The organism is Nocardia stercoris, from assembly GCF_003696265.1.
Lineage (GTDB): Bacteria > Actinomycetota > Actinomycetes > Mycobacteriales > Mycobacteriaceae > Nocardia > Nocardia stercoris.
In genome coordinates, this window is the sequence record NZ_RFFH01000011.1 from 33,349 (window position 1) to 59,927 (window position 26,579).

The following is a 26,579-nucleotide window of genomic DNA, read 5'->3' on the forward strand; positions in this document are numbered from 1 at the left end:
GGAGGCGGCAGCGGAGCGTCACCACGCAGGCCCCTCCACCAGACCTCGACCGCCGGCCGGGCGGGATCCCCGGCCGTGGGCGACGGCCGGATATTCGGCGGTCGAGCGGCGCCCCGGGTGAAACTCCCCGGGGCGCTGTCGTTTTCCCGTCGTGTCGCCCGGTTCCGGCGCCACCGTCGGGTTAGGCTGCTCGAACTCATGATCGAGAGCGGGTGGACGTGACGACGAGCCGGGAACACCACATCGGGGCCGAACAGCTCGACGATGTCGCGGCCGTCCTGTCGTTCGCGCTCGAGGAGATCGACGAGGCGCTCGCGGTGATGGTCGCCGACCAGGCCGAGGACCGCCCCCGCGACGGCGCGCTGCTCACCGCCCGGCTCGGTCTCGACGGGGAACGGCCGTCCACCCTGACGCTGCTCGGCGCCCAGTACGAGCTCTCCCGGGACCGGGTGCGCCAGATCTACACGCGCGCCGCCGGCCAGGTGTACCGGCGGGTGCGGGCCACCGCACACCCCGATACCGCGGTGTTCGCGGCCCGCTACCCGGTCGGCTGGAGTGACGAACGCCTGGTCCGGCTGCTGCTCGCCGAGATCTACGCCACCGACTGCGATCTCGCCGCCCAGGACCTGGCCTACCTGAAGCTGCGGCTGGCCGGCCATCCGCTGCAGGACGCGAAACGCTTGGCCGGCTTCGTCTTCCAGCGCATCGCGGGCTGGCAACAGCGCGGCCGCAATCATCCGGCCGGACCGGAATCCGGCGCCGGTGCGCTGCTACCGCTGCTGCGCCGCGCCGAGTGGGCGCGTCACGGTACTCCGGAACCGTTGCCGGACAACCCGATCCACACGGTGGATACCGCCGACGAGGCGCGTGGCAGCATGGCCGCCACCAAACCCGGCCGGACCGTGACCTTCGATACCGCACTCGAAGCCCGGCTGCTGCGACTACTGGACGAATCCGAACAGGTCCGCACCTTCACCGAGCGGCCGATCGCCGTGGAATACACCGTCGACGACGAACCGCGCCTGCACCATCCGACCGTCGCCGCGCACCTGACCGACGGCCGCACGGTCCTCGTCGACGTGGTCCCGCTGGGCCGGCTGGCCTGCTATCCGAACCTCGTCCGGCTCGCCGCCACCGGCGCCCGCGCCCGCGAACTCGGCTGGGGGCGGCTGGTTTTCACCGGCAGCGCGATCGGCGAACCCGATCTGCGGGAACTGCCCGTCCCCGCGAGCAGTGAGCACCCGCTGCGCAACCGGCTGGCCCGCGGACCGCTGCTGTGGCCCGAATTCCGTGCCCTGACAGCCGAAACCGGCCTGGAACCGACGCAGTTCAACGCCCTCGTGCTGCGGCACGGCTGGCGCTGGGAGCGCGGGCCGTTCCGCCTCGCCCGCGGCTGAGCCACGCCCGGCCGCACCGAGCCTCAGTGCAGCAGCACCGAAGCCATCAGCAGCGCGACCAGCAGGAACATGGCGAAGAAGGTCATCAGCTGCCAGTTCCGGTTGGCGCGCTGTAACAGCTCGATCTTCAGCCGCAGGTTGTTGTCGACCCGATGATGGTCGGCCAGTTCCCGTTTGGTGTCGTCGAGTTCGTCGTTGACGGCCTGCGCCCGGGCCAAACGGTGGTTGGCCCGGTCCACCTGGCGCGCCTTGTCGCGAGTCGCGGTGCGCGCCATGGCCAGTGCCACCCGCTGGTTCACGATCTCCTGCTTCTGCTCGGCGATCGTCGCCGCCTGCGCGCGGGTAAAGCGCTCCCAGTCGGTCACCATGGCCCACCCTCCACTGTTCTCGTCGCGATAACCCCAGGCGCACTCGCCCCGGACCCACATGTCGATGAATTCCCGCAGCCGCCACGGGTCGCGCCCGCCGGCGGCACCGCTGACCGGGTCGACCTTCAGCGCGCCCTCGATCGCGGTGTAATCGGTTCCCGCCGGGGCGAAATCGTCGATCCCGAGGGCGGGCAACACGTCGACCCACGTACCGGGCGCGCACAACCACAGCACCTCGCTGCATCCCACCGCCCGCAACCGCGCGGTTCGCTCCGCGGCCTGGCCCGCCGTCACGGCCGCGGTGCGGATCTCGATCGCGCACATGCGCGAACCCTGGCGCCAGAGCAGGCCCGGAGTCTGCGCGCCGAGCGGTTTGTCCACTACCGCCTCGTCGGCGCCGGCGGCCAGCAACTGTCCGCGCAACCAATACTTCAGCCGCTGAGCATCCCACCGGCAACTTTTGCATCGGGGCTGGCGGCAGCGCTCGCCGGGCTCGTGCCCACGCGGATTGGGCGGCACCACCGGCAATACGAGTGGCTCATCCACCGCCGTCACGGCTGGTGTTTCGGTCTTCACCACTGACGCGTCACCGTTGCGATGCCTCGTCTTCACGTCCACCACCTCTACCCCGCTGCCCCGGCGGACCCTGCTGCCCGCTGGTAACCAGAGTGGGTGCTGCGCAGCGAGCTTCACAGAGGGTCACGGGTTTCGTTATATAAACGCGAGCCGGATGTGACACCGGGTCACGGCATCGCGCCCATAGCGACGGCGAATAGACGCACGTCCGGCGGCCCGGGCCCGGCGGTGACCACACCGGTATGCTTTCGTTGCTGTTCGGCTCGGTTTCCCCACCGTTGGGAGTGCGCATGAACCATCCGTCGATCACCGTGGACCGGGCCGGGCTGTGGGACGCCGAGGCACTCGGCGACGTCGCCGCGGCCACCTTCCCGCTGGCCGTCCCGCCGCAGATCTCCGAGGCCGCCGTCGCCGCCCACATCGACGAGGCGCTGTCGGATTCGCACTTCGCCGACTACCTCTCGCGTCCCGGCTACACCATCTTCAAAGCCGTCTCCGGGGGCGACATCGTCGGATACACGCTGCTGATCGACCGCCTGCCCGCCGACCCCGAGGTGGCGCGCGTGATCACCCCGCGGCCGGCGCTCGAGGTCAACCGAATGTACGTGCTGCCCGGCCATCACGGCACCGGCGTCTCGACCGCGCTCATGGCGGCCGCCGTGACGACCGCCCGGGAGGCCGGGTTCGCGACGCTGTGGCTCGGGGTCAACCAGGAGAACGAGCGCGCGCGACGCTTCTACGCCAAACACGGCTTCCACACCGTCGGCACCCGCTCGTTCACCGTCGGCGGCGAATTGTGCCGCGACGACGTGATGCTCGCCCGCCTGTAGCCGGTTACGCGGTGGCCGCGTGCTTCACCTCGAAGCGCGACAGCGCCAGCAGGCGGGAAATCGCGCGCAGGTACTTCTTGCGGTAACCACCCTCCAGCATCTCCGCCGAGAAGATCTGGTCCAGCTTGGCGCCCGAGACCGTGACCGGGATGCCCGCGTCGTAGAGCCGGTCGGCGAGCACCACCACGCGCAGCGCGACCGCCTGATCGGTCGCGGGCCGCACGTCGGACAGGAACACCGCGGACACGCCGTGGATCAGCGCGCCGTAGCGCGACGGGTGCAGGGTGCTCAGGTGGTCGAGCAACTCGCTGAAGTCGTCGAGCGTGGAACCCGGTGTGGCCGCGGCCCGTTCGGCCAGCACCTCGGGCGCCGTCGGGTCCGGGGCGGGCGGCAGGTCGCGGTGCCGGTAGTCGGGGCCGTCGACCCGGACCGTCTCGAACAGCGCGCCCAGCTTCTTGATCTCGCGCAGGAAGTCCTGGGCCGCGAACCGGCCCTCGCCGAGCTGCTGCGGCAGCGTGTTCGACGTGGCCGCGATGGACACACCGCGCGCGGCGAGTTCGGTGAGCAGCCGCGACACCAGCGTGGTGTCGCCCGGGTCGTCGAGCTCGAACTCGTCGATGCACAGCACGCTGTTGGCGGACAGCCGCTCGACGGCGTTGACGAACCCGAGCGCACCCACCAGGTTGGTCAGTTCACCGAAGGTGCCGAACGACTTCGGCTCCGGGGCCGCGTGGAAGGTCGAGGCCAGCAGGTGGGTCTTACCGACACCGAATCCGCCGTCGAGGTAGATCCCGGCGCCGCTGACCGGCTTCTTCTTCCCGAACAGCGACTTCTTGCCCGCGGCCTTGTGCAGCGCGTTCACCTTGGCGGCGAACTGCTCGGCCTTGGCGACCGCGGCGGCCTGGCTCGGCTCGGCCGGGTCCGGAATGTAGGACGCGAAGCTCACCTCGTCGAAGGTGGGCGGCGGCACCATCTGCGCGATGAGCTGATCGGCCGGAACTTCCGGATGGCGGTCGACGAGGCGTTGTTGCACCCATCCAGCGTACTGACGTGGTGAGATCGAGCGTTATGCAGCATGTCCCCACTGCGATGCAGTTCACAACGCTCACCCCCGACGATCTGCTGCGGTTGTACTCCTATCCGTCCCGGCTCGGCGCACCCTGGTTCCGCGTCAACTTCATCGCGACGGTGGACGGCGCGGTCAGTCTCGACGGTGTCTCGGGCCCGCTGGGCACACCCGCCGACCACGCCCTCTTCGACATCCAGCGCGATCTGGCCGACGTCGTGCTGGTCGGCGGCGGTACCGCGCGGGCGGAGAACTACGGCGGCGCGCACACCGACGCTCATCGCCGGATCCGGCTGCACCATCACGGTCTCGGTGGCGCGCCGGACGGGTCGCCGCCGCCGATCGCGGTGGTGACCGCGCGCGCCGACCTGGACCCGGCGGGCCGGCTGTTCACCGACACCGTCACGCCGCCGATCGTCCTGACCACCGCGGCGGCGCCGATGGAGCGGCGCGAACGTCTGACCGCCGCGGGCGCGGAGGTGATCGTCGCCGGGCCGGACGGGATGACCCCCACCGCGATCCGGGACGCGCTCACCGCGCGCGGGCTGTTGCGGGTGCTGTGCGAGGGCGGACCGTCGCTGTTCGGCCGCCTGCTCGGCGCCGGACTCGTCGACGAGCTGTGCCTCACCGTGTCCCCCCTGCTCGCTGCCGGTTCGGCCGGGCGAATCGCGGTGTCGGACAATGCCACACCGACCCCGATGTCGCTGCGGCACGTCCTGCTCGACAGCGACGGCACGATGCTGACCCGCTGGGAACGCCAGCACACCCAGAGCTGAAGCCGCGGGCCCGACCTGGCAGGCTGTAACACATGCGCTGGACATCGGCCGTACGGCCAGCGAAGTCGCCCGCACGTGCCGCGTCGTCACCCGCCGACGCGGTGCCCTCGCCCGCCCGCCCGGCGTCGTCGCCGCGCGCCGTCTGGGCGACCGCGGGTGCGCTGCTGGCCGTGGCGAGCCTGACCGTCGCCTGCGGTGCCGGCCCCTCGGACCGCCCGGGTGTCGCGGTGAAGCGGGGGGACGAGCAGCAGGCCGCGCCGACCACCACCACCACGGCTCCGAAGGCACCGGCGGCACCGCAGCGGCCGAAGTCGGATCTGGCCTGGAAGGATTGTGCCGCTTCGACATTCACGCAGTTCGCGCTGGGCGCGCCGCCGGCCGGTGTCGTCGTCGAATGCGCGGAGTTCGATACGCCGATCGACGTGTCGGGCGCCATCCAGGGCAGCTTCCGGACCGCCGCCGTGCGTGCCCGGTTGGCCACGACACCGGCCGACGCGGCACCCCTCGTGGTGACCTCCGGATCCGATCGGCCGTCCGCGGCCACCGTCGCCGGCCTGGCCGCGGGCGCGAATTCGGCTCTGCTGGCGGCACATCCGGTGGTCGGCGTGGACCGGCGCGGTATCGGCGGTTCGCAGGCCGTCGACTGCCTGCCGGCCGACACCCGGCGTGCGCTGGCCGACAACGCCCAGTTCACCACGGGCACAGCCGATCCCGTCGACACCATGGCCAGGCTCAGCCAGGAGGCCACCGTCGCCTGCCAGGACTTCCTGCAGCCGTACCAGGCCACCTTCGACGCCAAACACGCCGCCGACGACATCGAGGCGCTGCGCAAGCAGTGGAACGTGGACAGCATCGCGCTGCTCGGCACGGGCAACGGGTCGCGGGTCGCGCTGGCCTACGCCGCCAAATACGGCCGCCAGGTCGCCCGGCTGATCCTGGACTCGCCGGACGCGGCCGGCGCGGACGCGGTCACCCGGACCGAACAGCGGGTCAAGGGTGCCGAAGCGGCGGTGACCGCCTTCGCCACGCGCTGCACCGGCGCGCACTGTTCACTGGGCGCCGACCCGCGCGCCGCGATCGTCGACCTGGTGCACCGGGCCGGCTCCGGGCAGCTGGGCGACCTGTCGGCCGGCGCGCTGCTCACCGCCATCTCCGGGGTGCTGGCCGATCCCCGCGCGGACCAGTCCGGCCGGGTCACCGAACTCGCCGACGCGCTGTCGGCGGCCGGGCGCGGCGACCGCGGCCCGATCGGCGCCCTGGTCCAGCAGCAGGCGGCGGTCACCGGCAGCGACGGCCAGTTCGTCGCCCGGTGTTCGGACAACCAGGAACCGGCCACCCTCACCCGGGCCAAGGACCTGGAGGGTTCCTGGGACACCAGCTATCCGGTGTTCGGCCGGGCCGCCGCGATCGCGCTCATGCGCTGCTCCGCGTGGCCGGTTCCGGACAAGGCGCAGCTGCCCGATTCGTTCACGGTGCCCACGCTGGTGCTGGGCGCCGCGGCCGACCCGGTCGTCGGCGGTGACGGACGCGCGAGCATCACCGGCGCCCTGACCACCGCGGGCGCGACCACCGCCACCATGAACTGGCAGGGCTACGGGCATCCGGTCGTCACACACTCGCCGTGCGCCCAGCAGGCCGCGGTCGACTATCTCAAAGACGCCACTCTGCCGGCCGACGGGACGGCTTGTCCTGCTTGAGCAGGCCGGACAAACCACACGATCAGCGGGTCCCGGCAACCGGCCGTCACTTTCCCGGTGTAAGTTTCCGGAGTGTTCCTTCGTCAGCTCGAGCCGCGCACCGCACGCACGACCGCCGAGGCCATGAACTTCGCGTTGTGGCCCTTCGCGGTCCTCACCGTGCTGCATCAGGTCTTCGTCAAGGCCACGAACTTCACCATCACCGACGACTTCGCGCCCGTCTACAAGGCGTCGCTGGCGTTCCTCAACGGCCGCGCGGTGTACGGCGAGAACTTCGACCTCACCGATCCGCACTACCTGTACCCGCCGAGCGGCACCCTGCTCATCGCGCCGCTGGCGATCATCGACCCCGAACGGTCGAAGTGGTGTTTCATCGCGCTCAACGCGGTGGCGATCATCCTGGCCTGGTACTTCCTGCTGAAGCTGTTCAAGTTCAGCCTGCGCTCCCCCGCCGCGCCGCTGTTCCTGCTGGCGATGTTCGCGTCCGAAACGGTCATCAACACACTGACCTTCGGCAACGTGAACGGCTGCGTGCTGCTGGCCGAGGTGCTGTTCATCATGCTGCTGCTCAAGCGGCGGGATCTGTGGGCCGGTGCGGTGATGGGCCTGGCGATCGCGATCAAACCGACGATCGCGCCCATGCTGGTGGTGCCGCTGCTGCGCGGGCAGTGGAAGGTGTTCTGGACGGCGCTGGGTATTCCGGTGGCATTGACCGCGATCGCCTGGCCACTGATCAAGGACCCGATGAACTTCGTCCACCGGACTTGGCCGTACGCCATGACCGCGCGGGACTACTTCAACAGCTCGATCCCGGGGCTGGGCCTGTACTACGGCCTGCCCGGCTGGATGATCCTGGCGCTGCGTGCCGTGATGGCGGTGCTGGTCCTGGCGACCCTGTGGCTGCTGTGGCGTTACTACCGCCACGACGATCTGTTCTTCATCTGCACCGCGTCGGGTGTGGTGTTGGCAGCGGAGTTCCTGATCACGGCGCTGGGCCAGCAGTACTACTCGATGCTGCTGTTCCCGTTCCTGATGACGGTGGTGCTGCGGAATTCGGTGCTGCGCAACTGGCCGGCCTGGGTGGCCATCTTCGGGTTCATGACCTACGACAAGTGGCTGCTCGACAGCTGGCAGAGCATCGGCCGCGACCTGGAGTACCTGCGGGTCACGCTCGGCTGGGGACTGCTGCTGGTGGTCACCTTCTGCGTGCTGGGCGACCGGTATCTCACGGCCCGGCGCAAGGGCCGGCTCGACGCCGGACTCGACCCCGACTTCCTGCTGGATCCCGCCGCACCGGGCACGGTCCCGATGGCGACCGCCCTCTCCGGCCGGCACGAGGTGGCCGACAGCCTGCCGGCCTGAGGTTCACGGCCGGTTCGGGCCGGAGTTCCGCGCGAAACTGCGGGCGATCAGCCCGGACCGCAGCTGCCACAGCCCGGTGGTGCGGCTCGGATCGAAGCCGGTGAGCTGGCCGATCCGCTTCAGCCGGTAGTCCACGGTGTTGGTGTGGATGTGCAGGACGTGGGCGGTGCGCTGCCGGTTCAGGTTGTGGCTGATGTGGCAGCGCAGAGTTTCCAGTAGTTCCGGGTGCGCGTCGAGCGGATCGAGGACCGAACCGAGGGTGTCCCGGCCTGGGCCGGGACGGGTGAGCTGGTATTCCAGGGCCATATCGGTGAACCGGTAGAGACCGGGTTCGCACTCCAGGCGCTGCGCCATGTCCAGGACTTCGTGGGCGCGGTCGGCGGCGGCCGGGATGTCCCACGGCTCCGCGGTCGCCACGGCGGCGGTGATCCGCACCTGCGCGGCGGCCGACAGGCCCTCGATCAGGCCGTCGAGTTGCCCGCCGGCCGGTGAATCCGACGGCACCAGAACGGTTCCGCCGTCCACGCTGAGCAGGGCGAGAGCGACGCCGCCGCAGCGGGCGGCCAGTTCCGCCTGCACCCGGCGCAGCTTGCGGCGGGCCACGATCTTCGGGTCGACACCGGGCCGCCGTTCGTCGGGATGCGCCGGGATGTCCAGTGCCACTACGCAATACTCGGCGGCGATCTCGACGCCGCATTCCCGCGCCATGGTCGAGCTCGCGTTGCCGCCGAGCAACGCCGAGGTGAGGGTGTGGACCGCCGAATGATGTTCGGAGGCCAGGGCTTTGTGCTCGCGGACGTAGGCCCGGGCGACGGTGGTGGTGATCAGGTCCAGCATCCGGATCACCAGGCCGGCGCCGTCGACGAGCTGATCGAAGTCCCGCGCGGTGGCCGGGGACATGATCCGCCGCAGGCCGACGGTGAAGCCCTCGTGCACGGCGTGCAGGATCGTGTCGATCGGGATGCCCTCGCGGGCCCAGCCGGCCGCGGTGGCGGCGAGCCGGTCGGTCTTGGCGGGCAGGTCCTTGCCGTCGAGCATGTCGACGGCCAGTTCCAGACACACCTCGGTGACCGCGGTGACGTCTCCGCCGACCACGTCACCGGGCAGGGTGCCGCAGGGGATCACCGTGTTCACGAAGTGCCCCACCAGCTGCCGCGACACCGACCGCACATCCCGCAGCGGTGTGGACATGGGCCGGCCGGAGACGACGAGTCCGGTTCGGGCGGTGGGGTTCGTCGTGTTGCTGTCGGTCATCGTTGACGTCCTTCCACGTTCTCCCGCGCGCCGGCCGAGCAGGCGCGACGGAGTCGGCGAATCCCTGCCGCGCAATGACATTCACCACACCGGACAGGGTGAGCGAAACTCTAGTTCCGCCGCGCGCTCACGTTCTACTCCGCTCCGGCTCGATCGTGGACCCACCGCCGACACCGGCTTTCACCTGCCCGAACACCACTGACAAGATCAGTTTTTCGATCCTCGGCGATGATCATCGGGCGCGACCGCTCAGCTTTTCACCGTCTCGTCACTGTGCGCTCACACACTCCGCCGCCAGCCGCTGCCGCGCCTCCATCAAGGCGAACCCGAGCAGGTTGCTCCCCCGCCACTGCCCCGGATCGGTGGCCGCCGGATCGGTCGCGCTCAGCCCGATGCCCCAGATTCGATCCCGCGGACTGGCTTCCACGAGCACCCGCTGCCCGGTACCGAGCAGGTAGTCCCGCAGGGCACTGTCCTGACCGAACTTCGCCACATTGCCCCGCACGACCAACTCGAAACATTCAGCCGCCCACCGGTTCTCGTCGAAGCCGCGCACCTTCCGGCCCAGCGCCTTGGCCTCGGCAGGGGTGCGGGCCGCGAGAATCGGTGCGACGGCGGCCTCGTCACCGAACAGCCGCGCCTTGGCTGCCATCATCCACTGCTCGGCGCTCGCATACTCGACGCCGTCGAGCTCGAACCGGCACGGCCACCACTGGCTCAGCGCACCCGAGCCGATGCTGCCGTCGCGCTGCGGCTGATGACCCCAGAACATCAGCCACTTCGGCCGGGCGCCGGCCGCCGTCACCGCCTCGAGCTGCTCACGGGTACGGGTATCGGCGGGATGGGTGGAGGTGTCGAAATCGTGCGCGTTCACCCCGGGATGCTGTCACGCGCGCGCGGGAGACCGCCACCGGATTCCCGCCCGGCGGAAGAGCCTGGGCGGCAGAATATTTCCTGGGCCGGGAGCGCCCGGCGGTTATAGTGGCGCCACAGCTCACGTTCGGCATCGCCGGGAATCATCAGGATCGTCATGGGGAAAACCGTTACCGGCCAGCGCCGACAGCCGAAACAGGATCGGGCGACGGAGTCGCGGCGCCGGCTGCTGGACGCGGCCACTCAGCTTTTCGCCGAACGCGGTATCTCCGGTACATCGACCAATCGGATCGCCGCCGCGGCGGGCATGAGCATCGGCACGCTGTACCGGTACTTCGCCGACCGCGAGGAGATCGTGTCGGTGCTGCGCAACAAGGTGATCGGCGAGATCGAACACCAGGTGGTCAGCAATGTGATCGCGCATTTCAACGAACCGCCGCAGGAGACGCTGACCATCGCCATGCGCGGGGTGCTCACCGTCCTCGTCGACAACGCCGGGCTGCTGCGGGCGCTGATCGCCGAATCTAACCTGGCGGGCAGCGGATTCGCCGAGTTCAACCGGACGCTGCGGCTGGTCTGCCACGGCTATCTGAGCGGGCGGCTGCCACCCGACACCGGCGCCGACCTCGACGTCATGGCCTACGTGGTGGCCCACACCTGCATGATGACCTGCTACGGGATCGCCGGTGGCGACGCCGCCGACCAGGATCCGGAGACGATCATCACCGCGACCGCCACGATGGTCGGGAACTGGGTCGAGGCGGCGATGGCCGGTGCGGTTGTCATGGCGCCCAGTCCGGCCCCGCCGGGACTGTGACTACCTCCAGACCCGGCCGAACCCCACTCCCGGCAGACGATGCGCCACCTAGATTGGCGTGCACCCGGTGCGCATGAGCCGGGCGAGTGATCCCAACCTCACTCGAGCGCGTGCCCGAGGCCGACACCGCCTCTTGTCCGGTCCCGGGCACCCATTCCCATCGCCGGTGGACGAGCGATCGGCAGCGCCTGCTCCGCACTGACCGACCACTTTCCCAGGGGAGTCCACCGGCGATGGGCGCATCCCGCTCAGGGCGTCACGGCAGCTCCTTCAGCCCGGCGGCGCCGAGCAGATAGGCGGGCGCCACGCTCGCCGGATCCGCTCGGACCAGTTGGACGACGGCTGATCCGGCCGTCTCGGGCGTCAGCAGGTCGCCCAGGCCGGCGACGAACTGCTCCTCGGTCTTGCCGCCGCGGGCGGCATAGGCCCGGATGCCGGACCGGCCGACGGCGCCGTGCGGGGTCATCGTCGGCAGCACCGTCGTGACGATCAGGCCCAGGCCGGCCCGGCGTGACTCTTCGCGGGTGTAGTCCGCGAGGAAGCGCTGGGTGGCCTTGGCGCCGGCGTAACCGCCGCTGGCGGGCGAACCGTGCAGGGCGGCACCGCTGCTGACCACCACGATCCGGCTGCCCGGCCGCAACGGCCGCCGCAGCGCCGCGCCCAGCCAAGTGAACGCGATCCGCACGTCGCTGTGCCAGTTGGTCGAGAACGACTCCCAGGTGTGTTCGTGCAGCGGGGCGATCACCGGGTCGGCCCCGGCGACCAGCACCAGCACCTCGGGGTCGTATCGGTCCAGCAGATCAGCCGCGACCTGGGTCTCGGTCGCGTCCGCGACCTCCGCCCGGACAGTGGGTTCCGTGGCGGCCAGCTCGGCCAGGTCCGTGGCGGTCCGGGCGACCGCGACCACCGGGGCACCGGTCGCGGCGAGCGCGGCCGCCGTCCCGCGCCCGAGACCGCGACCCGCACCGACCACCAGCATTGTGCGCGTGGACGATTCGCTCATGACCGGACACCCGCCGGGTCGAGGAGTGCGGCATTGACCTTTTCCATGGCCTTGGTCGCGCTCGAATTCCAGTCCGCGGCCAGGGTTTCCGACAGCGGGTCGGGGAAGATCTCCTCCGCGCCCGCCTCGACACCGGCGAAGACGGCCTGGGCCACCGCATTCGGGACCGCCTTGGGAATGTCCAAGCCGCGGTTCATGTCCGTGTCCACCGGGCCGGTGAGCACCGCGTGCACGCGCACGCCGTGTGCGGCCAGCAGAGCCCGCTGCGACTGGGTCAGCGAGAACGCCGCCGCCTTCGAGATCGAGTAGGACGGGATCACGGGGACCGCGGCCCACCCGGCGATGGACAGTATGTTGACGATGGCACCCCGCGCCTCGATCAGCCGCGACACCAGCGCCTGGGTCACGGCGAGCGGGCCGTAGAGGTTGACCGCCAGGGACTCGTCGAGTGCGGCACGGTCGCTCAGGTCGTCGTAAGGGGAGACACCGGCATTGTTGATCAGCACGTCGAGCGTGTCGATACGCTCGGCCACGGCCCGGATCTGCGCCGGGTCGGTCACGTCCAGCACGACGGGTGTGACCCGCTCGTCGGGGTGGGTAAGGGGGCCGCGGGTACCGGCGTACACCCGGGCCGCGCCCCGATTCAGGGCTTCCGCGACCAATGCCGCGCCGATGCCGCGGTTGGCTCCGGTGACGAGCACTGTCTTACCTGCGATGGTCATCGAACTCTCCTCCTGGGTAACGAGAAACACTCGGAGATGCCGACGGCGGGCCGGTCGCGAACTGGGCGCGCCCGGACCGCCCAGTTCGGGGCGCGGCCGACGTCGGTACCGGTGCAGGCTGGACTGCATCCAGGTGACGCGAGGGCGGAGTGATGAACGATGACGGCAGAGCTGATCGGGCGGGCGCGAGCCGGGGACGGCGAGGCGTTCCGGGAGCTGACCGAGCCGTACCGGCGGGAACTGCTGACGCACTGCTACCGGATGCTGGGCTCGTTCCAGGACGCCGAGGACGCGGTGCAGGACACGCTGGTGTCGGCGTGGCAGAGCCTGAGCGGTTTCGAGGAGCGCGCGTCGGTGCGCACCTGGCTGTACCGGATCGCCACCAATCGGTGCCTGGACATGTTGCGGGCGCACAAACGCCGGCCCGCGCAGACCACCGTGCCCGGGTTTGATCCGCCCGCGCCGTCGCGGATCGGCGAGGTGGTCTGGCTCGAGCCGTATCCCGACGACGCGCTGCCCGAGGGCGCGATCGCGCCGCCGCTGGGTCCCGAAGCGCGGTACGAGCAGCGCGAGGCGATCTCGCTGGCCTTCGTCACCGCGCTGCAGCTGCTGCCGCCCCGGCAGCGGGCGGTGCTGATCCTGCGCGAGGTGCTCGGCTATCACGCCACCGAGGTGGCCGCCATGCTGGACACCACCACCGAATCGGTCACCAGCGCGCTCAAACGCGCGCGGGCCGCGGTGCAGCGGGTGGCGGCGCAGCACGCGGCGGCACCGGCACCGAATTCGCCGGCCGAGCGCGCGCTGGTGGCCCGGTTCGTCCGTGCGTACGAGGCCGGGGACGTCGACGCCCTGGTCGAGCTGCTCACCGCGGACGTGGTGGTGTCCATGCCACCGATCCCGCTGGAATACCACGGCCTGGCCGATGTGGCGGCCTTCTACACCGCGGTCTTCGGGCCGGGCCGCCGCTACGACCTGGTGCCGACCCGGGCGAACGGCCAGCCGGCGTTCGGCGCCTACGTGCGCACCAGCTGCGGTATCCGCCGCGCGGGCGGGCTGCTGGTCGTCACCCTCGACGGGGACCGGATCGCCGCGCTGACCCGCTTCGACAACAGCGTGCTGTCCCGGTTCGGTCTACCGCAGTCGCTGCCCGAACGGTGCTGACCTGCACGGACGATGGCGGCGGCCGACCGGTAACTAGACTGTCGGCCATGAGTTCACAGGGATCCGCGGGCCTGCCGACGCCGAAGATTCAGCTCTCCCCGCAGGAGTGGCGAGCCAAGCTGAACCCGACGGAATACGCGGTCTTACGCGAAGCCGGCACCGAACGCGCCTTCACCGGCGAGTACACCGACACCGAGACCGAGGGGGTGTACGCCTGCCGGGCCTGCGGCGCCGAATTGTTCCGCAGTACCGAGAAATTCCATTCGCACTGCGGGTGGCCGTCGTTCTTCGACCCGGCCGACTCCGACGCCGTGCTGCTGCGCTCCGACGATTCGCTCGGTATGCGACGCGTCGAGGTGCTGTGCGCGTCCTGCCACAGCCACCTCGGCCACGTCTTCGAGGGCGAAGGCTATGCCACACCCACTGACAAGCGGTACTGCATCAACTCGATCTCCCTGCGGCTGCACCCCTCGGCCGAAGCAGCCGAGCCGGGCACCGAGCAGCAGCAGTAACCGTACTCGAGCGATCGCTCGCGTTACGGCAAGGCGGCGACGAGGGTCGCCACATCCACGCGCGGACCGGTGAAGAACGGGATTTCCTCCCGGACGTGTCGGCGTGCCTCGGTGGCGCGCAGATCGCGCATGAGGTCGACGATGCGGTGCAGTTCCGGCGCCTCGAACGCCAGGATCCACTCGTAGTCGCCGAGGGCGAACGAGGCCACCGTGTTGGCCCGCACGTCCGGGTAGCCGCGCGCCGCCTTGCCGTGGTCGGCCAGCATGGTGCGGCGTTCGGCGTCGGGCAGCAGGTACCAGTCGTAGGAGCGGACGAACGGGTACACGCAGATGTAGGCGCCCGGCTCCTCACCGGCGATGAAGGCCGGCACGTGGCTCTTGTTGAATTCGGCCGGGCGGTGCAGTGCGGCGTTGCTCCACACCGGCGTGCACGCCTGCCCCAGTTCGGTGGTGCGGCGGAAGTCGGCGTAGGCGGCCTGCAGGTCCTCGATCCGCTCGGCGTGGGTCCAGACCATGAAGTCGGCGTCGGCGCGCAGCCCGGCCACGTCGTACAGTCCGCGCACCACGACCCCGCGCTGCTCGAGGCCCGCGAAGAATTCCTGTGCCTCCGCGATGATCTCGTCCCGGTCGTCGCCGAGCACGCCCGGTTCCACCTGGTACACCGAGAACATCAGGTATCGGATCTGCGAGTTGAGGGCCTGGTAATCGAGTCGCGCCATAGGATCCATGGTGCCACCACGCCGTTTTCGCGCCGGAGCGGGCCCGCCCGGGCTCAGGTCAGCCGGTTCACCGCGGCGGTGGCGGTGGCGATGCAGGCGGGCACGCCGACGCCGTGCAGATAGGCGCCGGCCAGGGCCAGGCCGGGCGCCTGGGCGACGGCGGCCTCCAGGTCGGCGATGCGGCGGTCGTGGCCGGGCGCGTATTGCGGCAGGCCACCGGGCCAGCGCTGCACGCGGGCGTCCAGCGGCTCGATGTGGTGGCCGGTGACCGTGGCCAGGTCGGCGGTGGCGGCGGCGATCAGGTCGGCGTCGGACCAGGACAGCGGGCTGCTGTCACCGAAGCGGCCGAACGAGGCGCGCAGCAGCAGCGCGTCGCGGCCGGCCAGATGCGGCCACTTCCGGCTCGACAGCGTGAAGGCCTTGGCGCGCAATGGTTCTCCGGTCGCGACCAGGATTCCGGAATTGTCCGGGAGCGGGGCGTCGGGTGCCACGGCGAGCGCGACCAGCGCCGAGGAGGACAGCTCGATCCCCGCGGCCAGCTCCGCGGCGGCGGGCAGGTCGGCGCCCAGCAGGCCGGCGGTCACGGGGGCCGGGGTGGCCAGCAGCACCGCGTCGAACTCCCCGGCGGCACCCAACCGCCAGCCGGTCGCCGTGCGCGCGAGATCGGTTACCGCCGTACGTATTTCGACCTTCGGCGCGGCGGCGGCGAGCAGTGCCCGCAACAGCACCCGGTAGCCGTCGCGCAGGCCGCCGAACACCGGAGCGGTCGACGGCGGCGGCAGCGCCCGCGCCACCGCCGCACCCAGACTCCGGGCACCGGCGTCCAGCGCGGCCGCCAGCGGCGGCAGCGCACTGCGCAGCCCGATCGAATTCGCCAGTCCCGCATACACTCCGCCGAGCAGCGGATCCACACTGCGCGCGACGACCTGCGGCCCGAACCGATCCGCGACCAGCGTCGCGACCGCGATATCGGATCCCGGGACCCAGTGCAACGGCCGGTCGGCCTCGGCATCGATGGTGGCGAGGGTGGCGGCGTCCACCAGCCCGTGCATGACCATGGAGGTGGCGGGAATCCCCATCAGGGTGCCGCCGGGCAGCGGGTGCGTGGCGCCGTCGGCCCAGATCAGCGGCCGCCGCCCGGCCGGGTGCACCAGCTGCTCCTCGAGCCCGAGCTCCCGTAGCAGGGCCGGCACCTCGGGGCGGCGGCCGACGAACGCCTCCGCGCCCAGATCCAGTGGGCCGCCTCCGAGTTCGCCGGTGTGCAGCACGCCGCCCACCCGGTCGCCGCGCTCGAACAGCACGATCTCGGCCGTCGGTCCCAGCCGCTGCCGCAGCCGGTAGGCGGCCACCAGCCCGCTGATCCCGCCGCCGACAACCGCTGTCCTGGAACCGTTTCCACTCACCATGTGCCGGGACCGATCCACGCCGGCGGTCAGAGCGGTGCGGGCAGGCTGTGGATCAGCGCCACCGTGTCGGTGATCACCGTCGGATCGGTGTCGGGCATGACGCCGTGGCCCAGGTTGAAGATGTGCCCGGTGGCGCCCAGCGCGATCGCCTCGTCGGCCTCGCGGGCGATCCGGCGCACCTCACGCTCGATCACCTCCGATCCGGCGAACAACACCGCCGGATCGAGGTTGCCCTGCAGGCCCTTGCCGGGGCCGACCCGGCGCACGGCCTGGTTCAGCGGGGTCCGCCAGTCGACACCCACGATGTCGGCGCCCGCCTCGCCCATCGCGCCGAGCAGCTCGCCGGTCCCGACGCCGAAGTGGATTCGCGGCACCCCCGCGGCCGCCACCTCGGCGAACACCCGCTCCGAATGCGGTAGCACGAACTCGCGGTACTGGGCCAGCGACAGCGCGCCCGCCCACGAGTCGAACAGCTGGATCGCGTCGACTCCGGCGGCCAGCTGGGCACGCAGGAATTCGACGGTGATGTCGGTGAGCACACCCATCAGGTCGTGCCAGACGGCGGGCTCGCCGAGCATGAGCGCCTTGGTGCGCTCGTGATGCCGGCTGGGCCCGCCCTCAACCAGATAGGAGGCCAGGGTGAAGGGGGCGCCCGCGAAGCCGATCAGCGGCGTCTCGCTCAGCTCGCGGACAAGCAGCCGCACACCCTCGGCCACCGCGCCGACCTCCTCGGCCCGCAGCCGGGGCAGCGCGCGCACCGCGTCGGCGGTACGGACCGGTTGCGCCACCACCGGGCCGACCCCGGCCACGATGTCGAGGTCGATCCCGGCCGCCTTGAGCGGAACCACGATGTCGGAGAACAGGATCGCGGCGTCCACGTCGTGCCGGCGGACCGGCTGCATGGTGATCTCGCAGACCAGTTCCGGGTCGAAGCAGGAGGCCAGCATGCCGACCCCGGCGCGCAGTTCCCGGTACTCGGGCAGCGACCGCCCGGCCTGGCGCATGAACCACACGGGCCGCCGGCTCGGCGTACCGCCGGTGGCGGCGACGAGGAACGGCGCTTCGGACAACCGGCGGCGGGTTGGAGTACTCATCACCGTCATCCTAGGCGGTGCCGTAGGCCGCTCCGCACCGTGCCGACGGCCGCATCCGATACACAGCTCCCTCTCAGCGGCGCGCCTGCGCGACTGATCGACCCGACAGGTTTACGGTTGGCAGTTGTGACACCGCTCGACTTCCGCGACGGCGCCGCACCGACCTCGGGCCCCGCCGGCGAACCTCCGCAGTTTCGCGCCGCGGTCGAGGCGATGGGCACCGCATCCGTGCACCCTCGAATCGAGCTGGCGCCGATCCGGCCGCCGCAACGGCTCGCCCCCTTTTCCTACGCCGTCGGCGCCGAGGTCAAACATGCCGACACCGGCGCGGTGCCGACCGATTCCGAAGGCGACGCCTTCGGCCGGCTGATCCTGCTGCACGACCCGAACGGTCACGAGGCGTGGAACGGGGTGTTCCGCTTGGTGGCCTACATCCAGGCCGACGTGGATGCCGCGCTGGCCGCCGATCCGCTGCTACCGGAGGTGGCGTGGAGCTGGCTGGTCGACGCCCTGGAATCGCGGCACGAGCCGTTCACCGCGCTCGGCGGGACCGTGACGTCGACCAGTTCGGTCCGCTACGGCGATATCGCCGGGCCACCGCACGCGTACCAGCTGGAGCTGCGCGCGTCCTGGACGGTGGAGTCGCTGGAGCTGGGGCCGCACATGGAGGCGTTCTGCGAAGTGCTCGCCTACGCCGCGGGACTCCCGCCCGCGGGTATCACCGATTTGCGCCCGCGTCCCCGGATTGCTGACGACCGGTTCTAACTGCAACGTAAAGTTCTGTTCTATGTCCGTTCTCGACGATTCCGATGACTCGGCAGCTGTCGCGGTTCCGCTGCTGGCGCCCGCCGAAGGGGTGCCACCGGTGCTGGACGCCGCCGACCGGGTCGCCGAGGCCGCCGCCCGCCTGGCTGCCGGGACCGGACCGCTCGCGGTCGACGCCGAACGCGCCTCGGGTTTCCGCTACTCCAATCGCGCGTATCTGATTCAGTTGCGGCGCAAGGGATCCGGCAGTTTTCTGATCGACCCGACCACCACAGACCACGCGCTGGGCCCGCTCGCGGACGCGATCAACGGACTGGAGTGGGTACTGCACTCCGCCGACCAGGATCTGCCCGGGCTGGCCGAACTCGGACTGTTCCCGGCGCGGCTGTTCGACACCGAATTGGGTGGCCGGCTGGCGGGTTTCGAGCGCGTGGGCCTGGCCGCCATGGTCGAACGACTACTGGGCCGCGAACTGCGCAAGGGCCACGGCGCCGCGGACTGGTCGACCCGCCCGCTGCCCGACGACTGGCTCAATTACGCCGCCCTGGATGTGGAGCTGTTACTCGAACTGCGCGACGCGGTCGCCGTCGAACTCGAAGCGCAGGGCAAATCCGATTGGGCCGCACAGGAATTCGAGCACGTACGGACCGCCGAACCGGCGCCGCCGAAAACCGACCGCTGGCGGCGCACCTCCGGTATCCACGCCCTGCGCCGACCCCGCCAGCTGGCCATCGTGCGCGAATTGTGGTCCGCGCGTGACCATCTCGCCGCGACCAGGGACGTCGCACCGGCCCGGATCCTGCCCGACTCGGCCATCGTCGCGGCCGCGACCGCCGACCCCCGCACCGTTGCCCAACTGCGCGCACTGCCGGTGTTCGGTGGTCCGCGCCAGCGCCGGTACTCGCGCGAATGGCTGACCGCGATCGACCGGGCCCGCGCCCTGCCCGACGACGAACTACCGGCCATGACCCAGCCCTACGACGGTCCCCCGCCGATCAACCGGTGGGAACGCCGAGACGCGGACGCGGCCGCACGGCTCGCCCGGGCCCGGGCGGTGATGTCGGATCTGTCGGGCACCCACCACATTCCGGTGGAGAACCTGCTCACCCCCGACCTGCTGCGCCGGCTGTGCTGGGACGGGCTGCCCGAGTTCAAGACCGGTGGGCGGCCCGCCGACCCGGCCGCCGCGATCGAGGCGTTCCTGCGGACCGGTGGCGCCCGCCCCTGGCAGTGCGAGCTGGCCGTCACCGGGCTGGCCGACGCCCTGTTCGTGGCCGACCAGCCCGAGCCGTAACGGGCTTACGCGCCGCCGGCCAGCCAGACCGCGATCCGGCGGGCGATCCGCCCGGAGGTCAGCCCCAGCTCGTTGTGCACCTGCGCGCGGGACGCGTGGTCCAGGAAGTGTTGCGGCACACCGAGATCGCGAGTGGGCACGTCCAGTCCCGCGGCCCGCAGCCGGGCCGACAGGGTCGAGCCGACACCGCCGTGCAGGCCGCCGTCCTCGACGGTCACCACGAGCCGGTAGTTCTCCGCGAGCTTGACCAGGGTGTCCGACACCGGGAGCACCCAGCGCGGGTCCACGACGGTGACCGAGATGCCTTCCGCCGCAAGCTGTTCTGCGGCCTCGACGGCGACGGCCGCCATGGCGCCGACCGCGACCAGCAGCACGTCGCCGTGCACCGACTGCACCGGGCCCTTCTCGGCCGACCGCAGCACGTCCACCCCGTCGAGCCGCTCGAACGCCGAGATGTCTTCGACAACAGCGCCTTTCGGGAACCGCAGGGCGGTCGGGCCGTCGGCCACGGCCAGCGCCTCGGCCAGCTCCTCGCGCAGCGTGGCCGCGTCGCGCGGGGCCGCCACCCGGATACCCGGCACGATCCCCAGCACGGACAGATCCCACATGCCGTTGTGGCTGGCGCCGTCGTCGCCGGTGATCCCGGCCCGGTCCAGCACCAGGGTCACCGGCAGCTTCAACAGCGCCACATCCATCAGCAGCTGATCGAACGCGCGGTTGAGGAAGGTGGAGTAGATCGCCACCACCGGGTGCATGCCGCCCAGCGCGAGGCCGGCGGCCGAGGTCATCGCGTGCTGCTCGGCGATACCGACATCGAAGAGCCGGTCCGGGAACCGCTCGCCGAACGGGCTCAGCCCGGTGGGGCCGGGCATGGCGGCGGTGATCGCGACGATGTCGTCACGCTGTTCGGCCTGAGCGATCAGCTCGTCGCTGAACACCGAGGTCCACCCGACCGCGCTGCTGCCCGTGGGGCGGCCCGTCTCCGGGTCGATCGCGCCGATCGAGTGCATCTGGTCGGCCTCGTGGTCCTCGGCGTGCCGGTAGCCGCGGCCCTTCTGCGTGACCACGTGCACCACGACCGGGCCGCCGAAGTCCTTGGCCCGCCGCAGCGCCGCCTCGAGCGCGGGCAGGTCGTGGCCGTCGACCGGGCCGACGTACTTCAGGCCCAGATCGCTGAACAGCTCCTGCGGGGCGAGCGCGTCCTTCACGCCCGCCTTGAGCGCGTGCAGCATCGAGTACGCCGAACCACCGACGCGCGGGATGCCCTGCAGGAAGTGCTTGGTGGCGTCCATGGCTCGCTCGTAGGCGGGCTGCATGCGCAGCGCGGTGAGCCGGTCGGCCAGGCCGCCGATGGTCGGTGAGTAGGAGCGGCCGTTGTCGTTGACCACCACAATCAGCGAGCGGTCGGGGCCGGCGGCGATGTTGTTGAGCGCCTCCCAGCACATGCCGCCGGTGAGCGCGCCGTCACCGACGACGGCGACCACGTGCCGGTCCCGGCCGGTCAGCGCGAACGCCTTGGCCAAACCGTCGGCGTAGGACAGCGAAGCCGAGGCGTGCGACGACTCGACCCAGTCGTGCTCGCTCTCGGCACGGCTCGGATAGCCGGACAGCCCGCCCTGCTTGCGCAGGGTGTCGAACTTGTCCTTGCGGCCGGTGAGGATCTTGTGCACGTAGGCCTGATGGCCGGTGTCGAAGATCAGTGGATCGGCCGGCGAGTCGAAGATGCGGTGCAGCGCGATCGTCAGCTCCACCACACCCAGATTCGGGCCGAGGTGCCCACCCGTAGCCGCCACCTTCCGGACCAGGAACTCGCGGATCTCCTCGGCAAGTTCGAGCAGCTCCGGCTCCGTCAGCCGGCGCAAGTCCTCGGGCGTGTCCACCCGGGAAAGCACTCCCACCGCTATCGCTCCCTCCACAAGGCCTCGTTCGTGTGGGACAAGTCTACGGAGCCCGCCGGGGCACTTTCGACGGCATCTACCGGCCGGCTGCGGACATCGGCTCCGCCTGTGAGCCGGGTCATGATCCCGGCCGCAGGCCGCGCACCCACCACCGAACCCGCAGTTCCGCTGTGCCGCAACACATCTCACGGCGGCGAGCGGGGCCCGGAGAGCTCAGCGGGACGGCTCCAGAAGTGCCAGACATTCCACATGATGGGTGGCCGGAAACGCATCGAAAGCGCGCAATCGGCTGGCGGTATAGCCGGCCGCGCGGTACAGCCCGAGGTCACGGGCGAACGCGGCCGGATCGCAGCCGATGTGCACGATGCGCGCCGGCCGGCGCGCGGTGATCCCGGCCACCACGTCCCGCCCGGCACCGGCGCGCGGCGGATCCAGCACCACCACGTCCGGAGCCGGTTCGGTACGCCGCTCCCCCAGCCAGCGCTCCACCCGTTCGGCGTCCAGCCGGGCCTGCGGCAGATCACGCAGCGCGGCATTGCCGTCGGCGACCGCCGCCCGCGCCGACTCGACCCCGGCCACCGACCCCTCGGCACCGACCTGTTCGGCCAGACGGGCCGCGAAAACGCCCGCGCCGCAATACAGATCCCAGGCCCGGTCCCCCGGCGCGACCTCGGCCCACTCCGCGACCACATCGGAATAGCGTTGCGCCGCATCCTGATGCGGCTGCCAGAAGCCGGTAGCGGACACCTCCCACCGGCGTCCGGCCACATACTGCACGGCCCGTCCGCTGCCGTCGGCCACCCGTTCCACGTGGCGGGCGTGCGCCGCCGCCCGGCGGGCCGCGGTACTGCGCCGGTCGCCACCGGAGCGGCCGCGCCGCGGCGAGCCCGCGGGCACCGATTCGACGATGTGCCGCAACCCGTCACCGTCGACCGCGACGATCAGATCCGCGCCGGGCGTCCAGGACCGTTCCGCAATCCCGGCCACCGCACCCGGAATTGGCTGCGGGCAGCGCAGATCGGTGAGCACCTCGGTGCTACGGAAGCGGTGCACGCCCGCGCGGCCCTCGTCGTCGACGACCAGCCGCAACCGGGTACGCCAGCCGCCGGTCCCCGCGATATCGGCGTCGCGCAGCGCCTCCACCTCGACCTCGGTCTCCCACCCGGCCACTCGCCGCAGTTGCTCGGCCACCACGGCGGCCTTCAGGGCCCGCTGCGCGGCCGGGGTGGCGAAGGAGAAATCACAGCAGCCCGCGCCCCCGGGACCCGACACCGGGCAGCTCGCCGGCACCCGGTCCGCCGACGGTTCCAGAATCTCGAACGCGTCGGCGCGGCAGAACGATCCGCCGCGATCCTCGGTGACCCGCGCCCGCACCAGCTCCCCCGGCAGCCCGTGCCGCACGAACAACACCCGGCCCTCGTGCCGGGCCACACAGAAGCCCCCGTGGCCGGGAGCGCCGAGCCGGACCTCCACCTCGAGACCCACCCACGGCGCCTCACTCGACGAACTCACGCCGCCACCACCGCACACCCGACAACCGACATTCGCATCAGCATAGGGCGGCCGGCCGCGCCCGGGCCGGGCAGGCCGCAGGTCAGGCCGCCAGCTCGGCGCGCAGCCGGGTGAGCGCCCGATGCTGCATCACCCGGACCACACCGGGACTCGTGCCCAGCGCGGCGGCGGTCTCGGCGGCCGACCAACCCAGCACGATCCGCATCACCAGCACCTCGCGGTGGTTCGGCGACAGCAGCTTCATCAGTTCACCGGCGGTGCGGCCGGACTCCGACAGCAGCGCGATCTCCTCCGGCCCGGCACCCGTGCCGGCCTGCTCGGGGAACTCGGCTACCGGGTAGACCGGGTGCGTGGTGGCCCGGCGGAACGCGTCGGCGACCTTGTTGGCCGAGATGCCGTACACGAAGGCCAGGAACGACTTGCCCTGGTCCTGGTAGCGCGGAATCGCGGCGACGGTCGCGATGCACACCTCCTGCACCACATCGTCGGCGCTGACCGGCAGATGGCTGCCGTTGCCGATGCGGGCCAGGCAGTAGCGCCGCACCAGCGGGTAGACGATCTCCAGGATCCGGCTGGTCGCCGCCCGGTCGCCGTTCGCGGCCGGGCCGATCAGGCTGTCGAGCTCGGCGGCCGCCAGCCGACTCTCCGAGTACTGGGGATGGGTGGAGCTGGAGCGGGTGCCCAGGCCCCTGGTACGAGCCTTGCCCAGCATGCTGCGGTCTTCGATAGCCACCTCGGGTCCTTTCGCCGATCCCTGTTCTCACAAGTAATCGTGCGAGCTGCGGACCCCGGAAAACAGGCACCCAAGGGGTGGCATCACCCCACCCCCCGCCACCACCCGAAGGCGGCCCGGATCAGTCGATCTCGGCGGATTCCTCGTCGGCGGCGTACTTTTCGGCGCGGCGGACCGCCCACACCGTGACCAGGAGCGCCACCCCGGTCAGCGGCCAGCCCATGGCGATGCGGGTGACGGCCAGCAGGCCGGTTGCGTCGGAGTTGTACAGATGCGACTGCACCAGATAGCGGGCACCGAACACCAGCACCCAGGCCAGGGTCGCGAGGTCGTAGAGCCGGATCACCCGCTTGTCGCGATGCCAGGCGGTGCCGTGCCCGTTCAGCGCGCCCCAGATCAGGCCGGCCAGCGGCCAGCGCACCACCAGCGAGGCCAGGAACACGCCCGCGTACAGCAGGCTGGCCCAGATGCCGAACAGGAAGAAGCCCTTCGCCGACCCGGTTCGGTAGGCGACGAACGCGCAGACCCCGACCCCGAAGAAACCCGAGATGGCCGGCTGGATCGGCGACTTGCGCACCAACCGCCACACCAGGATGGCGGCCGCGATGCCGAGCGCCACGAAGATCGCGACCGTCAGGCCCCACAGCGAATTGGCGGGCACGAACGCGGCGACCGGCAACGTCGAGTAGACCAGGCCCGCGATACCGCCCATCTGCTCGAGCAGGGTCTGCTCGACCGCGTCGTCGTCGGCCGCCAGTTGCTCGGCGTCCAGGTGCGCGGCCTCCAGGTCGGCCGGATCCGGTACCGGCATCTGGACGGTGGGTGCGTCGAATCCGTCGGTGCGGTGTGCGCCCTGGTCGTTGCTGGGGATCGGCATGCGCGTGAGGTTTCCCGGAGTGTCGGCGAATCGGACAGGTACGGTTCGGGCGCACTGTAGCGCGTTCCGGGCCGCTGCGAACCAGCTTACGGCCTGCACCTGATCACCGGCCTGCCGCGACATCGTCGTGCGGCCCGGAATCGGTGCTGCCGTACGCTCGGCGGATGCCCGATCTGCCTACCCCGGCGCTCGTCGTCGCCCTCCCCGGAACCGGGTCCGACGGCCTGTTCGTCACCCGAGCGTTCGGTGCCGCCTGCGCGGCCCGCGACCTGCCGTTGCTGGCGGTGGAACCGGATCCCTACCGGGTCGTGGACAGCTACCGCGCGGCCCTGGACGAGGCGGCCCGCCGCGGCCCGGTGATAATCGCCGGTATCTCCCTGGGCGCCGCCGTCGCGGTGGAATGGGCGGCCCAGCACCCCGCTGCGGTCACCGGTGTGGTCGCCGCGCTCCCGGCGTGGACCGGTGCCGACACCACCGGCTGCCCGGCCGCGCTCAGCGCGTCGGCGTCGGCCGCGCAGTTGCGGGCGGACGGGCTGGCGGCGGTGCTGGAACGGATGCGCGCGAGCACCCCGGGCTGGCTCGCGGACGCGCTCACGCATTCCTGGACCGCGCAGTGGCCCGGACTGCCCAACGGGCTCGACGAGGCCGCGGCCTACCGCTGGCCGACCCCGGAACTGCTCGCTACTGTCACCACCCCCACCGCCGTGGTCACCGCGGTCGACGACCCGGTGCACCCGTTGTGGGTCGCGCAGGAGTGGGCGAACCGGATCCCGGGCGCGACCCTGGCCCGGACCTCGCTCGACGACATCGGCGCCGACCCGGGCGTGCTCGGCGAGCTGGGCATGAGCGGATTGCTGCCACTGCCCACCGGCAGCCGCTGATCTACTGTTGCTGTCCAACAATACGACTGCGGCGGCCGAGGGTTCCCGGCCGCCGCAGTCGTCGTTGTACCTAGCTCAGATCTGGCCCAGCTGCTGCATCGCCGAGCCGCCCGCGCCCTGACGCGGACCCTGCGGTTCCGTCGGCGCGGCCACCGCCTGCGCCGCCGCGGCCTGCGCGACCACGGCCTGCTGGGCGGCCTGCACCTGCTGCTGGTGGGCGGCGACCAGCTGGTCGGCCAGCTCCTTCGGCAGCACGACCGGCAGCGGGTCGCGCACCGGGAGCGGGTCGTCGCCGCGCCGGACCACTGTCTCGGACAGGATCGCCCGCGCCACAGCCACCAGCGGCTTGTCCTCGTCCACCGACCCGGTGGGGCCGGCCGCGACCAGCCGCACCATCCAGCGGTAGCCGTCCACGCCGATGAACCGCAGATCGGCGCCGGCGGTGACCGCGTGCAACTCCCGCCCCCACGGACCGTCCTGCATCGAGACCGTCGCGCCGTCGTTGCGCAGCGACTCCGCGAGGTCGGTCGCCACGGTCCGCCACTGGCCCGCGGTCTTCGGCGCGGCATAGGCCGACACCGTGATCCGGCCCAGCTCGGTGGCCAGGTGGACCGCCTGCGGCGTCCCGTCCGGGGTCATCTCGACCTGCAGCTGACCACCCTGCGGCACCGGCAGGATCACCGAACCCAGGTTCAGTCGCTGGTCGCCCACCTCGGCCAGCAGGTCGGCGACGTCGTCGTAGTCGTAGGGGCCGCGACGCTCACCGGGAACACCGGCGGCCGGGTCCGCGTCCTCGTAGTCGTCGGCCTGCGATCCCTGCGCCGCGCCGTACGCGGCGACATCGGCGACCCGGAAGCTGTCGGTGTCGTAGTCGTCGGACGGGAAGTAGTCGTCGTCGAAGTCGTCGTCGGCGCTGTAGGCGCGGCCGTTGTCGCCGTCGTCGTAATAGCGGTCGTCGGAGCGGTTCTTCTTGCGTCCGAACATGT

At 71.2% G+C, this 26,579-nt stretch carries 25 protein-coding genes; 11 read left to right on the forward strand and 14 right to left on the reverse strand.

Translation table 11 applies throughout. The features are described 5' to 3' along the window. Positions 1–212 precede the first annotated feature (212 nt). Entirely contained in the window at positions 213–1,397 is a 1,185-nt protein-coding gene (locus EBN03_RS22735) for a hypothetical protein (RefSeq protein WP_233608552.1), read from the forward strand. Positions 1,398–1,420: 23 nt separating this feature from the next. Here EBN03_RS22735 and EBN03_RS22740 read toward each other — a convergent pair whose 3' ends face one another. Further along, complete coding sequence (locus tag EBN03_RS22740; RefSeq protein ID WP_122190130.1) at positions 1,421–2,188, reverse strand: hypothetical protein; 768 nt, start codon at positions 2,186–2,188, stop codon at positions 1,421–1,423. A 443-nt stretch (positions 2,189–2,631) separates the two neighbouring features. Between EBN03_RS22740 and EBN03_RS22745 the strand changes: the two genes are divergently transcribed. Continuing rightward, complete coding sequence (locus tag EBN03_RS22745) at positions 2,632–3,171, forward strand: GNAT family N-acetyltransferase (RefSeq protein WP_122190131.1); 540 nt, start codon at positions 2,632–2,634, stop codon at positions 3,169–3,171. A 4-nt stretch (positions 3,172–3,175) separates the two neighbouring features. On the opposite strand, the gene zapE is transcribed toward EBN03_RS22745, so the two are convergent. Continuing rightward, complete coding sequence (gene zapE / locus EBN03_RS22750) at positions 3,176–4,204, reverse strand: cell division protein ZapE (RefSeq protein WP_122190132.1); 1,029 nt, start codon at positions 4,202–4,204, stop codon at positions 3,176–3,178. Between the two features lie 56 nt (positions 4,205–4,260). Here zapE and EBN03_RS22755 point away from each other — a divergent pair, with 56 nt between their 5' ends. From EBN03_RS22755 to EBN03_RS22765, 3 genes are all read left to right on the forward strand, one after another. Beyond that, the gene (locus tag EBN03_RS22755; protein ID WP_233608553.1) at positions 4,261–5,013 is read left to right on the forward strand and encodes a pyrimidine reductase family protein; all 753 of its coding nucleotides are present in this window, start codon (positions 4,261–4,263) and stop codon (positions 5,011–5,013) included. Positions 5,014–5,045: 32 nt separating this feature from the next. Continuing rightward, positions 5,046–6,710, forward strand: coding sequence for an alpha/beta hydrolase (locus tag EBN03_RS22760; protein WP_122190134.1), 1,665 nt, complete (start codon positions 5,046–5,048; stop codon positions 6,708–6,710). A 123-nt stretch (positions 6,711–6,833) separates the two neighbouring features. Beyond that, complete coding sequence (locus tag EBN03_RS22765; protein WP_407671221.1) at positions 6,834–8,072, forward strand: glycosyltransferase family 87 protein; 1,239 nt, start codon at positions 6,834–6,836, stop codon at positions 8,070–8,072. Between the two features lie 3 nt (positions 8,073–8,075). Here EBN03_RS22765 and EBN03_RS22770 read toward each other — a convergent pair whose 3' ends face one another. After that, positions 8,076–9,326 (reverse strand): PucR family transcriptional regulator, encoded by a 1,251-nt coding sequence (locus EBN03_RS22770; protein WP_122190136.1) that lies wholly within the window; start codon positions 9,324–9,326, stop codon positions 8,076–8,078. Between the two features lie 268 nt (positions 9,327–9,594). After that, the gene (locus EBN03_RS22775) at positions 9,595–10,200 is read right to left on the reverse strand and encodes an NADAR family protein (protein ID WP_233608554.1); all 606 of its coding nucleotides are present in this window, start codon (positions 10,198–10,200) and stop codon (positions 9,595–9,597) included. Between the two features lie 156 nt (positions 10,201–10,356). Between EBN03_RS22775 and EBN03_RS22780 the strand changes: the two genes are divergently transcribed. Further along, positions 10,357–11,016: a TetR/AcrR family transcriptional regulator gene (locus tag EBN03_RS22780; protein WP_122190137.1), complete on the forward strand. Its 660-nt coding sequence runs from the start codon at positions 10,357–10,359 to the stop codon at positions 11,014–11,016. A gap of 256 nt (positions 11,017–11,272) precedes the next feature. Here the strand turns inward: EBN03_RS22780 and EBN03_RS22785 are convergent, their stop codons facing one another. After that, positions 11,273–12,019 carry an SDR family oxidoreductase gene (locus tag EBN03_RS22785; RefSeq protein ID WP_122190138.1) on the reverse strand — a complete coding sequence of 249 codons (747 nt, stop codon included), beginning with the start codon at positions 12,017–12,019 and terminating at the stop codon, positions 11,273–11,275. Continuing rightward, positions 12,016–12,741 carry an SDR family NAD(P)-dependent oxidoreductase gene (locus tag EBN03_RS22790; RefSeq protein WP_122190139.1) on the reverse strand — a complete coding sequence of 242 codons (726 nt, stop codon included), beginning with the start codon at positions 12,739–12,741 and terminating at the stop codon, positions 12,016–12,018. The genes EBN03_RS22785 and EBN03_RS22790 overlap by 4 nt, the downstream gene beginning before the upstream one ends. 159 nt (positions 12,742–12,900) lie before the next feature. Here EBN03_RS22790 and EBN03_RS22795 point away from each other — a divergent pair, with 159 nt between their 5' ends. Both EBN03_RS22795 and msrB read left to right on the forward strand, forming a co-directional pair. After that, positions 12,901–13,902: a sigma-70 family RNA polymerase sigma factor gene (locus tag EBN03_RS22795; RefSeq protein WP_122190140.1), complete on the forward strand. Its 1,002-nt coding sequence runs from the start codon at positions 12,901–12,903 to the stop codon at positions 13,900–13,902. Between the two features lie 47 nt (positions 13,903–13,949). Then, entirely contained in the window at positions 13,950–14,414 is a 465-nt protein-coding gene (msrB, locus tag EBN03_RS22800) for a peptide-methionine (R)-S-oxide reductase MsrB (RefSeq protein WP_122190141.1), read from the forward strand. Between the two features lie 23 nt (positions 14,415–14,437). Here msrB and hemQ read toward each other — a convergent pair whose 3' ends face one another. From hemQ to hemE, 3 genes are read right to left on the reverse strand one after another with little or no spacing between them, the layout of a single operon-like run. Next, positions 14,438–15,133, reverse strand: coding sequence for a hydrogen peroxide-dependent heme synthase (hemQ, locus tag EBN03_RS22805; protein ID WP_122190142.1), 696 nt, complete (start codon positions 15,131–15,133; stop codon positions 14,438–14,440). A gap of 53 nt (positions 15,134–15,186) precedes the next feature. After that, the gene (locus EBN03_RS22810) at positions 15,187–16,536 is read right to left on the reverse strand and encodes a protoporphyrinogen oxidase (RefSeq protein ID WP_407671222.1); all 1,350 of its coding nucleotides are present in this window, start codon (positions 16,534–16,536) and stop codon (positions 15,187–15,189) included. 29 nt (positions 16,537–16,565) lie between these two features. After that, positions 16,566–17,642, reverse strand: a complete 1,077-nt coding sequence (gene hemE, locus EBN03_RS22815) for a uroporphyrinogen decarboxylase (RefSeq protein WP_122190144.1) — start codon at positions 17,640–17,642, stop codon at positions 16,566–16,568. A gap of 117 nt (positions 17,643–17,759) precedes the next feature. Between hemE and EBN03_RS22820 the strand changes: the two genes are divergently transcribed. Both EBN03_RS22820 and EBN03_RS22825 read left to right on the forward strand, forming a co-directional pair. Further along, positions 17,760–18,398, forward strand: a complete 639-nt coding sequence (locus EBN03_RS22820) for a DUF3000 domain-containing protein (protein ID WP_122190145.1) — start codon at positions 17,760–17,762, stop codon at positions 18,396–18,398. Positions 18,399–18,420: 22 nt separating this feature from the next. Continuing rightward, the gene (locus tag EBN03_RS22825) at positions 18,421–19,692 is read left to right on the forward strand and encodes a ribonuclease D (protein ID WP_122190146.1); all 1,272 of its coding nucleotides are present in this window, start codon (positions 18,421–18,423) and stop codon (positions 19,690–19,692) included. Between the two features lie 5 nt (positions 19,693–19,697). Here EBN03_RS22825 and dxs read toward each other — a convergent pair whose 3' ends face one another. From dxs to EBN03_RS22845, 4 genes are all read right to left on the reverse strand, one after another. Continuing rightward, the gene (gene dxs, locus EBN03_RS22830; RefSeq protein ID WP_122190147.1) at positions 19,698–21,590 is read right to left on the reverse strand and encodes a 1-deoxy-D-xylulose-5-phosphate synthase; all 1,893 of its coding nucleotides are present in this window, start codon (positions 21,588–21,590) and stop codon (positions 19,698–19,700) included. Between the two features lie 213 nt (positions 21,591–21,803). Further along, entirely contained in the window at positions 21,804–23,102 is a 1,299-nt protein-coding gene (locus EBN03_RS22835; protein ID WP_233608555.1) for a class I SAM-dependent RNA methyltransferase, read from the reverse strand. 82 nt (positions 23,103–23,184) lie between these two features. Next, a complete protein-coding gene (locus tag EBN03_RS22840) occupies positions 23,185–23,814 on the reverse strand; it encodes a sigma-70 family RNA polymerase sigma factor (protein ID WP_122190148.1) in 630 nt (209 codons plus the stop codon). 142 nt (positions 23,815–23,956) lie between these two features. Then, entirely contained in the window at positions 23,957–24,547 is a 591-nt protein-coding gene (locus EBN03_RS22845; protein ID WP_233608576.1) for a DUF3159 domain-containing protein, read from the reverse strand. A 329-nt stretch (positions 24,548–24,876) separates the two neighbouring features. On the opposite strand from EBN03_RS22845, the gene EBN03_RS22850 reads away from it, so the two are divergent. Then, positions 24,877–25,593, forward strand: a complete 717-nt coding sequence (locus tag EBN03_RS22850; RefSeq protein ID WP_122190149.1) for an alpha/beta fold hydrolase — start codon at positions 24,877–24,879, stop codon at positions 25,591–25,593. Positions 25,594–25,668: 75 nt separating this feature from the next. Here EBN03_RS22850 and EBN03_RS22855 read toward each other — a convergent pair whose 3' ends face one another. Beyond that, positions 25,669–26,577, reverse strand: coding sequence for a DUF3710 domain-containing protein (locus EBN03_RS22855; protein WP_122190150.1), 909 nt, complete (start codon positions 26,575–26,577; stop codon positions 25,669–25,671). Positions 26,578–26,579 lie beyond the last annotated feature (2 nt).